10 protein-coding genes are annotated in these 11,925 nt (G+C 62.3%); 5 read left to right on the top strand and 5 right to left on the bottom strand.

The window, feature by feature from the left end; genetic code table 11:
* Nucleotides 1–302: 302 nt before the first annotated feature.
* Nucleotides 303–1,352, top strand: coding sequence for a phosphoribosylformylglycinamidine cyclo-ligase (gene purM / locus RAS12_RS17525; RefSeq protein WP_306937539.1), 1,050 nt, complete (start codon nucleotides 303–305; stop codon nucleotides 1,350–1,352).
* Nucleotides 1,353–1,592: 240 nt separating this feature from the next.
* Nucleotides 1,593–2,456, top strand: a complete 864-nt coding sequence (locus tag RAS12_RS17520; RefSeq protein ID WP_306937537.1) for a DUF1266 domain-containing protein — start codon at nucleotides 1,593–1,595, stop codon at nucleotides 2,454–2,456.
* Between the two features lie 26 nt (nucleotides 2,457–2,482).
* Here RAS12_RS17520 and miaA read toward each other — a convergent pair whose 3' ends face one another.
* The gene (gene miaA, locus RAS12_RS17515; protein WP_306937535.1) at nucleotides 2,483–3,448 is read right to left on the bottom strand and encodes a tRNA (adenosine(37)-N6)-dimethylallyltransferase MiaA; all 966 of its coding nucleotides are present in this window, start codon (nucleotides 3,446–3,448) and stop codon (nucleotides 2,483–2,485) included.
* Between the two features lie 2 nt (nucleotides 3,449–3,450).
* Entirely contained in the window at nucleotides 3,451–5,430 is a 1,980-nt protein-coding gene (gene mutL, locus RAS12_RS17510) for a DNA mismatch repair endonuclease MutL (RefSeq protein WP_306937534.1), read from the bottom strand.
* Between the two features lie 101 nt (nucleotides 5,431–5,531).
* Here mutL and RAS12_RS17505 point away from each other — a divergent pair, with 101 nt between their 5' ends.
* Nucleotides 5,532–6,167 (top strand): VTT domain-containing protein, encoded by a 636-nt coding sequence (locus RAS12_RS17505; RefSeq protein ID WP_306937531.1) that lies wholly within the window; start codon nucleotides 5,532–5,534, stop codon nucleotides 6,165–6,167.
* A gap of 104 nt (nucleotides 6,168–6,271) precedes the next feature.
* On the opposite strand, the gene RAS12_RS17500 is transcribed toward RAS12_RS17505, so the two are convergent.
* Together RAS12_RS17500 and tsaE are read right to left on the bottom strand one after the other, a co-directional pair.
* Nucleotides 6,272–7,654, bottom strand: coding sequence for an N-acetylmuramoyl-L-alanine amidase (locus tag RAS12_RS17500; protein ID WP_306937530.1), 1,383 nt, complete (start codon nucleotides 7,652–7,654; stop codon nucleotides 6,272–6,274).
* Entirely contained in the window at nucleotides 7,579–8,121 is a 543-nt protein-coding gene (gene tsaE / locus RAS12_RS17495) for a tRNA (adenosine(37)-N6)-threonylcarbamoyltransferase complex ATPase subunit type 1 TsaE (RefSeq protein ID WP_306937529.1), read from the bottom strand. Before tsaE ends, RAS12_RS17500 begins: the two co-directional genes overlap by 76 nt.
* A gap of 160 nt (nucleotides 8,122–8,281) precedes the next feature.
* Here tsaE and fumC point away from each other — a divergent pair, with 160 nt between their 5' ends.
* Entirely contained in the window at nucleotides 8,282–9,679 is a 1,398-nt protein-coding gene (gene fumC, locus RAS12_RS17490; protein ID WP_306937526.1) for a class II fumarate hydratase, read from the top strand.
* Between the two features lie 57 nt (nucleotides 9,680–9,736).
* On the opposite strand, the gene RAS12_RS17485 is transcribed toward fumC, so the two are convergent.
* Nucleotides 9,737–10,636 (bottom strand): AEC family transporter, encoded by a 900-nt coding sequence (locus RAS12_RS17485; protein ID WP_306937524.1) that lies wholly within the window; start codon nucleotides 10,634–10,636, stop codon nucleotides 9,737–9,739.
* A gap of 245 nt (nucleotides 10,637–10,881) precedes the next feature.
* Here RAS12_RS17485 and RAS12_RS17480 point away from each other — a divergent pair, with 245 nt between their 5' ends.
* Nucleotides 10,882–11,874, top strand: coding sequence for a tripartite tricarboxylate transporter substrate binding protein BugE (locus tag RAS12_RS17480; protein WP_306937522.1), 993 nt, complete (start codon nucleotides 10,882–10,884; stop codon nucleotides 11,872–11,874).
* Nucleotides 11,875–11,925 lie beyond the last annotated feature (51 nt).

Below are 11,925 nucleotides of genomic sequence, written 5' to 3'. Positions count from 1 at the left end.
ACGGGTGTAGAGGTGCCGGAAAAGCCAAAAAACAGGGCAGGTTACGGCTTTAGTTGCCAGAAACTGGCAAAATCAATACCGGCCAACCCAACACTTTAAACCACCTGGGGGGATAGTGTCGCGTCCGAGCGCTTTGCCTGGCTTGGGTTTGCGCCCTATTTACCCCTCGGATGGCGCTGCTGGTCCCAGCCGCTTTCGCAGCGCCGGGCCGTGCCCAACCCTGCTCAGGCCCGCAACAACGTAAAATGCAGGGCATTCCACCCCAATTCCCAGCAATTGTTACATACCCCACGGCATTTCTCATGACGAATCAACCTAAAGCTCCCTTGACCTACCGCGATGCCGGTGTCGACATCGACGCAGGCGACGCCCTGGTCGACCGTATCAAACCCCTCGCTGCGCGCACCATGCGCCCCGGGGTGCTGGCCGGTATCGGCGGTTTTGGCGCTTTGTTCGAAGTGCCGAAGAAGTACAACGAACCCGTGCTGGTGTCGGGCACCGACGGCGTGGGCACCAAGCTGCGCCTGGCTTTTGATTGGAACCGCCACGACACCGTGGGTATCGATCTGGTCGCCATGAGCGTGAACGACATCCTGGTGCAGGGCGCCGAACCCCTGTTCTTCCTGGACTACTTTGCCTGCGGCAAGTTGTCGGTGGATACAGCGGCGTCGGTGGTGGGCGGCATTGCCAAGGGCTGCGAACTGTCGGGCTGCGCGCTGATCGGCGGCGAAACCGCCGAAATGCCCGGCATGTACCCGGAGGGCGAATACGATCTGGCCGGCTTTGCAGTGGGCGCGGTGGAAAAGGCCGCGATCATCGATGGCAAGTCGATCAAACCGGGCGACGTGGTGTTGGGCCTGGCGTCCAGCGGCGCGCATTCAAACGGCTACTCGCTCGTGCGCAAGATTCTGGAACGCGCGGGCGCCAAGCCCACCGACGACTTCCACGGCCAGCCGCTGGTTGATGTCGTGATGGCGCCGACCCGCATCTACGTGAAGCAAGTGCTGGCCGCGCTGGCCAAGCATGGCACCAGCATCAAGGGCCTGGCCCACATCACCGGCGGCGGTCTGCTGGACAACGTGCCGCGCATCCTGCAAGCCGGCCTGTCGGCCAAGCTGAACCGCGACGGCTGGGAAATGCCCAAGCTGTTCCAGTGGCTGCAAGAGCAGGGCGGCGTGGAAGACACTGAAATGCACCGCGTCTTCAACTGCGGCATCGGCATGGTGCTGGTGGTGGACGCGGGGCAGGCCGATGCCATCGCTGCGACGCTGCGCGAGCAAGGCGAAACCGTCAACAAGATCGGCGAAATCGTCGAGCAGACAGAAGGCATGGCGCAGACCTTCGTGGTGTAAATCCACCCGGTTTGCTGGAAGCAAAATGCCCGCCATTGATTGGCGGGCATTTTTCATTGCGATTGAGCTTCTGTCTTGTGGACGCTGCGGAAAATTAGGATGCGTCCTATTGTGAGGGCAGGGTGGCTTTGGTGAAATCAATGGCACCCTCGGCGTTCGTAATACGGTCGCCGCCATCCTGATTGCCGACCCCCGCTCGATGTCCGAGCCGCGAGTCGCGCCTGCTACACAATCCATCAAATGAATCCTAAATCTGTACGGCTGACCCTTGCTCTCGTCGTTTTTCTGATCGCTCATTTTCAGTTCGGACTGGTCGACGACAAGATCGCCTTCTATATTTTTCTTGTTGTGCTGTCGGTGGGCGCGTTGTGGGAAATGGGCAAGATCTTCCTGAAGTGGAAACTCAAGCGCACCATCCCTGAATTCGATCTGAGCAAGTTGAAAAATCCTGCTCCGAAATTCGCGCTTCGCGCAGCGTCAGAGCGCTTCTCGGCCGCGGCTGAATCGCTCTACATGGTGACGGAAACCACGGGCGCGACTGGAGACTGCTACGTCAATTCGCTCGAAATCCTGAACTTTGACGATAAGGAAGCCAAGAAAATCCTGGGTTACAGCATGGAGTCTTCGTGGGATATCACCAGCGGCGCCACGGCCATGCTGCAAATCGACCACCTGCTGACGTCCGCAACCGAGGGCGCGCACCTGACGCTTGGCGATGTGCATGACAATGAAACGTTGCAACGCTTTCGCGACTATCTGGCCAGCCATCAATCAGCGGCGCTGCCGCAAGGCAATGAAGTCGTTACGGCCTTTGACCTTATCCGGGCATCCTGGCTGGCGCGCGCCTCGTTTTCCTGCGGCCATCTGACCGAGAACGAGGCCCAGGGTTATCTGGCCACGACCGGCATGCTCATCCAGCAGCAGTTCAGTTCATGGCGTGAATTGGCGGCGTCTTATTTGATTGGGTATTTGGCCTGGAATGGCGGCCTGGATGATGCGTTAAGCAGCGTCATGAAGGAATACTCGGCCAAAGAGCGGGTGCTGGGCGTGAATCTCGTGCTTGGCAACGAGGCAAGCCCGATTTTCAACCGCCCGTTTTCCTGAAACGGCATGCTGCGGCGCGGGCCGCGCTAAGACCGGCCCGCTAACGCCACCGCGACGGCATCTATGGTTTGCGCCACGGCATCGGCGGCCAGGCAGTCCACAATGACCCGGTCTGGCTGGGCGCGTAGCCAAGTGATCTGGCGCTTGGCGAGTTGGCGCGTCGCGGCGATACCCTGTTCGCGGGCGGTATCCAGATCGACCTCGCCATCCAGGTGCGCCCACATCTGGCGATACCCCACGCAACGAACGGATGGCAGCCCTGGGTGCAGATCAGGCCGTGCGCGCAGGCCACGCACCTCGTCTATCAGGCCGCGGGCTAGCATGGCATCAAAGCGTTGTTCGATGCGCGCATGCAGCGCTGCGCGGTCAGAGGGTTCCAGGCTGATGGTCAGGTACTGATTGTCGTTGTCGTCGGGCTTGCGCTGGTCACGTTGCAAAAGCGCCGACATGGGCTGACCCGTCAACTGGCATATTTCAAGCGCGCGCTGGATGCGCTGGCTGTCGTTGGGCGCCAGCCTGGCGGCGGTCGCCGGGTCCAGCAGCGCCAGCTCGGCATGCAGCGCTGGCCAGCCTTGGATGGCGGCACGCGCTTCCAACTCGGCTCGCAAGGCCGGATCGGCCTGGGGCAGGTCGTCCAGGCCATCACGCAGCGCCTTGTAGTACATCATGGTGCCGCCTGCCAGCAGGGGAATGCGCCCGCGCGAGCGGATGTCGTCGATCAGACGGAGCGTATCGGCGCGAAATTCTGCCGCCGAATACGACTGCGCGGGATCACGAATATCCAGCAGATGCTGGGGCACTTGCGCCTGCTCTTTTAGCGAAGGCTTGGCGGTGCCGATGTCCATGCCGCGATAAATCGTGGCGGAATCGACGTTGATGATTTCCATCGGCCAGCGCTCGGCCAGCGCCAGTGTGGATGCGCTTTTGCCAGCGGCGGTGGGGCCGGCCAGACAGATGACCGGCGGCGAAACAGGGGGCAGGGAAGACGACAAACTTATTGCCCGCGTAGAAAGAGCTTGTCGATATCCGACACGGACCACTGCACCCAGGTCGGGCGGCCGTGGTTGCATTGATCGGCGCGCTCGGTGGCCTCCATTTGGCGCAGCAAGCCATTCATCTCTTCGAGAGTGAGCTTGCGGTTGGCGCGTACGGAACCATGGCAGGCCATGGTGGACAGCAGTTCGTTGCGTTGTTCGGTCAACAGGCGCGACACACCCACGGCGCCAAGGTCGCGCAATACGGCGCGGGCCAGGGTTTCGATGTCGCCACGCGCCAGGATGGCGGGCACGGAACGCACGGCTACCGAGGTGGGCCCGGACGGGCGCATCTCAAAACCCAGGTCGCTGAGTTGCTCTTCGAATTCTTCAACGATGGCCACGTCCTTTTCCTGCGCGTGGAACACCACAGGCACCAGCAGGTCCTGGCGCGGCAGGCTGCGGGCGTCCAGCGCCTGCTTCAACTGTTCGTAGACAACGCGTTCATGAGCCGCGTGCATGTCTACCAGCACCATGCCGCGGCGGTTTTGCGCCAGGATGTAGATGCCGTGCAGTTGCGCCAGCGCCATGCCCAAGGGGTGTTCTTCATCGGCGGGCAGGCTGGCGGCCGGCGAGGGTTCGCGCAGCGGCGTGGTCTTGGCCGCCGCATCGTCGCTTAACGGGCGATAAAGCGATTGCCAGTCCGCGGCGGGGATGCCGGCGGGCTCGGCGTGCAAGCGGAACGGCACCTGGGTATGCGTGCGCTGCGGGGCCGGCGACGGACGCAGGCCGTAAGGCGCCGCGCTACCGGTATAACCTGGGCGTGGAGCAGCGGCTGACGGAGCTGCGCCCACGCTCTGCGTGGGGTAGGCGGGCGCGTGTTGCGAAGCGTCCGTCTGGGCCGTGCCAGACTCTTGCCCTGCGGCGGCATCCGAGGCGGTGGCGCGCGCCACCGTTTCAAATCCGCCGTCTTCGGCATCGTCTTGGCCCGCGGGCGTGACTGCGGACGAACCGCCTGTCTGTGCCAGCGTCTGGCCGACGGCGTGCGACACAAAGCGGTGCACGGCGCCGCTGTCGCGGAACCGGACTTCATGTTTGGCCGGATGCACGTTCACGTCCACGGCAGCCGGGTCAATATCCAGGAACAGCACATAGGCGGGCTGGCGGTCACCATGCAGCACATCGGCGTAGGCGGCGCGCAGCGCATGGCTGACCGTGCGGTCGCGCACGTAGCGGCCATTGACGTACAGGTACTGGCGGTCGGCCCGTGCGCGCGCGGCGGTCGGGCGGGTAATCATGCCGGCCAGACTGACGGCGCCCACCGAATGCGAAAGCAGCAGGCCGTGTTCGGCGAATTCCGCGCCCAGCACATCGCGGATGCGTTGGGGCGGTTCGGCGGGCAGCCATTGGCGTTGCGCCCGGTCATGATGGAACAGGCGGAAGGCGATTTGCGGATGCGCCAGGGCAATGCGTTCCATGGCGTCGACGCAGTGACCGAATTCCGTGGCTTCGGAACGCAGGAACTTGCGGCGGGCGGGCACGGCGTCGAACAGTTGGCGCACGTCCACGGTGGTGCCGGGGGGGCCGGATGCGGGGCTGACCTGCATGCTGCCCGCGTCGATCTGCCAGGCGTGCTCACCGTCCCGGGTGCGGGAAATGATCGTGACCTGGGCCACGGACGAAATCGACGCCAGCGCTTCGCCACGAAATCCCATGGACGCTACCGACTCCAGCTCATTCAATGACCGGATCTTGCTGGTGGCGTGGCGGGCCAGCGCCAGTGGCAGTTCCTCAGGCGGAATGCCGCCGCCGTCGTCGGTGACGGCAATGCGCCGGATACCGCCGCCTTCCAGCCGTACCTCGATGGCACGGCCGCCCGCGTCGATCGCGTTTTCAAGGATTTCCTTGAGCACGGAGGCGGGCCGCTCGATCACTTCGCCAGCGGCGATCTGGCTGATGAGCAGGTCTGGAAGCGCAAGAATGGAACGGCGTTCGGTCATTAGGCTCGAGTCTGATGTAGCTGTGTGGATGATTTTAGCGTCATGACCCGGTGGGCTATAGTCTGGGGCGATTCGTACCCTTCAGAACCAGGATTGCTTCAATGCTTGAATTTTTCGATATGGTGCTGCACATCGACAAGACGCTGGGCGTCTGGGTCGAGCAGTATGGCGTGTGGGTGTACCTGGTGCTGTTTCTGATCGTGTTCGCAGAAACCGGCCTGGTGGTGCTGCCCTTTCTGCCGGGGGATTCGCTGCTGTTCATCGCCGGCGCGTTCGGTGCCACGGGCCATATCGATCCTATTCTGATGGCCGTGCTGCTGATTGTTGCTGCCATCACGGGGAACTCGCTGAACTACATGATAGGCCGCTATATCGGGCCACGTGTGTTCTCGATGAATCTGCGCTTTCTGGACAGAGGCGCGCTGATGCGTACCCATGCTTTCTATGAAAAGCATGGCGGCAAGACGATCGTCATGTCGCGTTTTATTCCTGTTGTCCGCACGTTTGCGCCGTTTGTCGCGGGCGTTGCCGATATGTCGGTGGCGCGATTCCAGATGTTCAACATCCTGGGCGCGCTGTTCTGGGTGATCAGCCTGGTGGGCGCCGGTTATTTCTTTGGCAATATTCCGCTGGTGCGCGAACACCTGAACACCATCGTGCTGCTGGGCCTGGCCGCAGCCGTCGTCCCCGTGGTGGGGGCAGCAGTGTTCAAGCTGATCAAATCGCGGCGTGCGTAGACAGGTGAGGCGCGAGGGTTCCTAAAGGAACCCGCCCTTCCCACGCGTGTAAACGATGAGCGCTACATCCGTTCTGCGGGTGTAGCGCTCATTCGTTTTACCAATCAGCTGACGTCGAGGCGGGCGAGCGGCGGGTTGGCGGTGAAATAACGCTGGATGCCGGTCATCATGGCCTGGGCCAGCTTGTCCTGGTGAGCCTGGCTTTTCAACAGCGCCTCTTCCTGGGGGTTGCTGATGAAGGCGGTTTCGACCAGCACCGACGGGATGTCCGGCGCTTTCAGCACGGCAAAGCCGGCTTGTTCGACACTGTTTTTATGCAGCCGGTTGATCTTTCTGATTTCGTCCAGGAAGGCGTTGCCCACCTTCAGAGAATCATTGATCTGCGCGGTAGTGGACAGGTCCAACAGCACCTTGGCCACCTGGCGGTCGTGGCTGCCCAGGTTGACGCCGCCGATCAAGTCGGCCGCGTTTTCCTTATCGGCCATCCAGCGCGCCTGGGCGCTGGTGGCGCCGCGTTGAGACAGCGCGAACACCGATGAGCCGTTGGCCGAAGGTTTGACCCAGGCGTCGGCGTGAATGGAAATAAACAGGTCCGCATGCACGCGGCGGGCTTTCTGCACGCGCACATGTAGCGGCACGAAGTAGTCGTCGTCGCGGGTCAGGTAGGCGCGCATGAACGGCTGGCTATCGATCAGCGCCTTAAGACGCCGGGCAATGCGCAGCACCACGTCTTTTTCACGCAAGCCGCTGCTGCCGATGGCGCCCGGATCTTCACCGCCGTGGCCGGGGTCAAGCGCGATGGTCAGCATGCGCTGTTTGCCGCGGCCAGCCGTGGCTGGCGGTTGTTTGGGCGCGGTGGGCAGCGGGGGCGCGGGTTGCTGGCCGCGTACCCGCGGGGGCTCCGGAGGGTCGGCGCGGGTTGCCGGGTTGCGCTGGATGTCTTCCAGAATGCGCGCCAGCGGATCATCCGCGTCGGGACCGCTTTTGTTCAGGATGGCAATCAGCGGGTCCTGGGCGATCTTGGGATACAAGTCCAGCACCAGCCGGTACTGATAGTCGGCCACGGGCTTGAGCGTGAACACCTGGGGCGCCACGGGCTGCTTCAGGTCGAACACCAGCCGCACCACATTCGGGCGGTTTTGCGCCACGCGCAGGCTTTGGATGTAGGGATCGTCCGGGCGGACCTTGGACACCAGATCGTTCAAGGCCGCGCTGATCGTCAGCCCTTCGATATCCACCACCAGCCGGTGGGGGTTTTCAAGCGTGAACTGTTCAGCCTTCAGCTCGCTATCGAGCTCAAGCGTGACCCGGGTGTATTCGTCGGCCGGCCAGGTACGAACGGCCAGAATCGTTGCCGCCTGCGCCAGGCGCGGCAGTACCGGCAGGACGAGCAGGGTGGCAGCAACGCTGATCAGGCGGCGCCGGGTGGCGCCTGCCGAGGGAAGGGCGCCGTCTTGGGCGGGGGGGGGACAATCGCGTTCAACCATGTTTGTCCTCGAGCGGTATGCGCGGTCAGGGTGGCGTTGCGTCCCTCGCCTTCATAGGCCAGGGAAACCAGCAGGTCGGGAGGGGGCAAAAGGCCCTCGGCTCGCTCCGGCCATTCGATCAATACGACCGCATCTTCGCGCAGTAAATCTCGAAATCCTGCGTCCAACCATTCGCGCGCGTCACTAAATCTATAAAAATCAAGATGATAGAAGTATAAGTTAGAAACTTTATAGGATTCAAGCAGTGCGTAGCTAGGGCTTTTGATTCGGCCTGTGATGCCGCATTCCCGCAACAATGCCCTGGTGAAGGCCGTCTTTCCTGCGCCGAGGTCCCCTTGAAGGTGGATACAAGCGCCTGTCGGGCCGGTTTGGCCCGTGGAAACCAGCGGGGCAAGCTGCCGCGCCAAGCTTTCCGTGGCGGCTTCGTCGGGCAGGTGCAAGGTCAGGCTGCAAAGAGGGGCGGACATGGCGCTGGGCGAGTGGTAAAAAACGGTGGAGGGAATACGGATTTCTGCAATTATAGGAATGCGGGTTTCTGCTAACCTTATAAGTGATTGCTATTCTCAATATGTCGTGACGGCGGACGCCGCCGGCCGCGACTGACGCCGCCACGGAGTTGTACGCGCCATGAAGACCCGCATCGAAAAAGACACGTTTGGGCCGATCGAAGTCCCCGAGGATCACCTCTGGGGCGCCCAAACGCAACGTTCGCTGCATTTTTTCGCGATTTCCACCGAGAAGATGCCTGTACCCCTGGTCAACGCCATGGCGCGTCTGAAGCGCGCAGCGGCCAAGGTCAATGCCGATCTGGGCGAACTTGATCCCAAAATCGCCGACGGCATCATCCGCGCGGCCGACGAAGTCATCGACGGCAAATGGCCCAATGAGTTCCCGCTGTCCGTGTGGCAGACGGGTTCGGGCACGCAAAGCAATATGAACATGAACGAGGTGCTGGCCAATCGCGCTTCGGAGATTTTGGGCGGTGTGCGCGGCGAAGAGCGCAAGGTGCACCCGAATGACCACGTCAACCGCGGCCAGTCGTCCAATGACACCTTCCCGACTGCCATGCACGTGGCTGCCGCGGTCGAGGTCGAGCACCACCTGCTGCCGTCGCTCAAGGCGCTGCGCGCAACCTTTGCAGCCAAGAGCGCCGAGTTCTACGACATCGTGAAGATCGGCCGCACGCACTTGCAAGACGCGACGCCGCTGACCCTGGGCCAGGAACTGTCCGGTTATGTCGCCCAGCTGGATCTGGCGGAGCAGCAAATCCGCGCGACCTTGCCCGGCCTGCATCAACTGGCCATTGGCGGTACGGCGGTGGGCACGGGTCTAAACGCGCACCCGCAATTCAGCGTCAAGGTATCGGCTGATCTGGCGCACGCCACCGGCACGGCCTTCGTGTCGGCGCCGAACAAATTCCAGGCCCTGGCCTCGCACGAAGCGCTGCTGTTTGCGCACGGCGCACTGAAGTCTCTGGCAGCCGGCCTGATGAAGATCGCCAACGACGTGCGCTGGCTGTCCAGCGGTCCGCGTTCGGGTCTGGGCGAAATCAGCATTCCCGAGAACGAACCGGGCAGCTCGATCATGCCGGGCAAGGTGAATCCGACCCAGTGCGAAGCCATCACGATGCTGGCCGCGCAAGTGCTGGGCAATGACGTGGCAATCAATATCGGCGGCGCCAGCGGCAACTTTGAATTGAACGTGTTCAAGCCGCTGGTGATCCACAACTTCCTGCAATCGGTGCGTTTGCTGACGGATGGCATGGCCAGCTTCAACGAGCATTGCGCCGCGGGCATCGAACCGAATCACGAGCGCATCGCTGAACTGGTGGACCGTTCGCTGATGCTGGTGACAGCGTTGAATCCGCATATCGGCTACGACAAGGCCGCGCAGATTGCCAAGAAGGCGCACAAGGAAGGGTTGTCGCTGAAGGAATCGGCGCTGGCGCTGGGTTATGTGACCGACGCGCAATTCGCCGAGTGGGTCGTGCCGGGATCAATGACCAACGCCCATAAGCCGTCGTAATTTACGGCGCTGACGGTGAAATGGCCGCCCCTGTGGGTGGCCATTTTTCTTTGGCTGTCAGACGTGGCCGGTGAACAGCAGCCACATCGGAATCGTGACCGCTGAAAACAACGTGCCCAAAGAAATCAGAACGGCCACCATGCGGCCGTCGCCGCCCATGCGCATCGCCAGCACGTAGGCGGCGGACGCGGTGGGCAGCGCCGCGAACAGCAGCAGCATCTGCGCTTCCAGCGGCGGCAGGTTCAGCAAATGCGCCACCAGCAATGCCACGGCGGGCAGCGCAATGAGCTTGACTGCCAGCATCCACGCGATCAGCGACCCATAGCCCTTGCCGCCTTCCCACGCCAAACTGGCCCCCACGCAAAGAATGCCCAGCGCGATGGCGGCCGCGCCCAGCCGGACCAGCACGGTGTCGACGGGGCCGGGCAAATGCAGGCCAGCCAGATTGCAGGCCAGACCGGCCAGCGTGGAGATCACCAGCGGGTTGCGCGCCAGTTCGCGCAACAGATTGCCGCCGCTGTGCCGCGCCAGGCCATAGACCGCGGCCACATTGGCCATGGGTACCGCGAAGCCGATAATCAGCGCCATCACCGTCTGGCCTTGTGCGCCCGCCAGACTGGCTGATAGCGCCAGCCCGATATAAGTGTTGAAGCGGAAGCCGCATTGGGCAGAAGACGCCAGGCCCAGCGAGGACGGCCGCAGCACCAGTCCGGCAAGCCAGGCCATCGCTACGCCTGCCGCCACAACGGCCGCCGTTGCCTGCAACAACATGGCCGCATTGCCTGCCGTGATCGGCGTACGCAGAATGGATTGAAACAGCAACGCAGGGAACAGCACGAAGTACACAAGGCGCTCGGTGCCCGCAAAAAATTCACGCGTGAAACCCAGCTTGTGACGCAGCGCCCAACCCAGCGCAACCAGCATGAAATCAGGGAAAACCAGAAGGGCAACCGACATGTCTCAGGAGTGTTTTTGTAGAGCGTTGGCCGGGGATCGGCGCGCCTATGCGGGTGTAAGCATTTGCTGCTATTCTCCGTCATTCCGGCGGGCGCGTCTGCCACAAGCAACCTATAAACGCAGTGCGATTCACACTGTACAGATGCAATGCGCCCCCACCGTTATCTGCTGGCCCGTCTACAGACGCGACCATCTCAAAACGGTCCGTTTACATACGGGCTCGCAATCTTGGAGGAAACACACCTATGAATAAAGTTCGCTCCCTGGCCGTGGCTATCGCCGTGGCAACCGGCGCCGCCGGCACGCTTGGCGCCTCGGTCGCGCATGCTGCCGACAAGTACCCCAGCAAACCCATCCGCGTGATCGTTCCGTTCGCGCCCGGCGGTTCCACCGACATCATCGCGCGTCTGGTGACGCAGCGCATGAGCCAGGAACTTGGCCAGCCGATGGTTGTGGAAAACAAGGGCGGTGCGGGTGGCGCGATTGGCGCATCCGAAGCCGCGCGCGCGGATGCCGACGGCTACACGCTGTCCATCGCTACCGTGTCGACGATGGCTGTGAACCCGGCTTGCCGTCCGAAGGATCTGCCGTACGATCCGATCAAGGACTTCCAGCCGGTCACCAACTTCGCCAACACCGCCAACGTGGTGGCAGTGAATCCGAAGTTTCCGGCCAAGGACTTCAAGGGCTTCATCGAAGAACTGAAGAAGAATCCCGGCAAGTACTCGTATGGCAGCTCGGGCACTTGCGGCGTGCTGCACTTGATGGGCGAATCGTTCAAGATGGCCACGGGCACGGATATTGTGCACGTGCCCTACAAGGGCTCTGGCCCGGCCGTGGCGGATGCCGTCGGCGGCCAGATCGAAATCCTGTTCGACAACCTGCCGTCGTCGATGCCGCAAATCCAGGCGGGCAAGCTGCGCGCCATGGCCATTGCATGGCCTGACGAAATTGCGGCAGTCAAGGGCGTTCCGACGTTCAAGGAAGCTGGTTTCCCGGTGCTGAACCAGCCCGTCTGGTACGGTCTGCTGGCCCCCAAGGGCACGCCGATGGAAGTCGTGAACAAGCTGCGTGACGCTGCTGTCGTGGCCTTGAAGGACCCGAAGGTCATCAAGGCGCTGGACGACCAGGGCTCGGCTCCGTCGGGCAACACGCCGGAAGAGTTCGCCAAGGAAATCAAAGAGCAGTTTGATTGGGCGCAAGACGTCGTGAAGAAGCAGAACATCAAGCTGGATTGATGCTGCGCGGGGCAGGCCCTCACGCCTGCTTCTGCTGCTAAGTATTCAGGG

Origin of the sequence: Achromobacter seleniivolatilans (assembly GCF_030864005.1) — a bacterium.
GTDB lineage: Bacteria > Pseudomonadota > Gammaproteobacteria > Burkholderiales > Burkholderiaceae_B > Achromobacter > Achromobacter seleniivolatilans.
Note: the sequence above shows the minus strand (reverse complement) of the source record. Positions and strands in the feature narration are given on the sequence as shown.

Excerpts from the sequence above, each read along its gene's own strand:
- purM (WP_306937539.1), top strand. The coding sequence starts at position 303 with ATGACGAATCAACCTAAAGCTCCCTTGACCTACCGCGATGCCGGTGTC.
- RAS12_RS17520 (WP_306937537.1), top strand. The coding sequence starts at position 1,593 with ATGAATCCTAAATCTGTACGGCTGACCCTTGCTCTCGTCGTTTTTCTG.
- mutL (WP_306937534.1), bottom strand. The coding sequence starts at position 5,430 with ATGACCGAACGCCGTTCCATTCTTGCGCTTCCAGACCTGCTCATCAGC.
- RAS12_RS17505 (WP_306937531.1), top strand. The coding sequence starts at position 5,532 with ATGCTTGAATTTTTCGATATGGTGCTGCACATCGACAAGACGCTGGGC.
- RAS12_RS17500 (WP_306937530.1), bottom strand. The coding sequence starts at position 7,654 with ATGGTTGAACGCGATTGTCCCCCCCCCGCCCAAGACGGCGCCCTTCCC.
- tsaE (WP_306937529.1), bottom strand. The coding sequence starts at position 8,121 with ATGTCCGCCCCTCTTTGCAGCCTGACCTTGCACCTGCCCGACGAAGCC.
- fumC (WP_306937526.1), top strand. The coding sequence starts at position 8,282 with ATGAAGACCCGCATCGAAAAAGACACGTTTGGGCCGATCGAAGTCCCC.
- RAS12_RS17485 (WP_306937524.1), bottom strand. The coding sequence starts at position 10,636 with ATGTCGGTTGCCCTTCTGGTTTTCCCTGATTTCATGCTGGTTGCGCTG.
- RAS12_RS17480 (WP_306937522.1), top strand. The coding sequence starts at position 10,882 with ATGAATAAAGTTCGCTCCCTGGCCGTGGCTATCGCCGTGGCAACCGGC.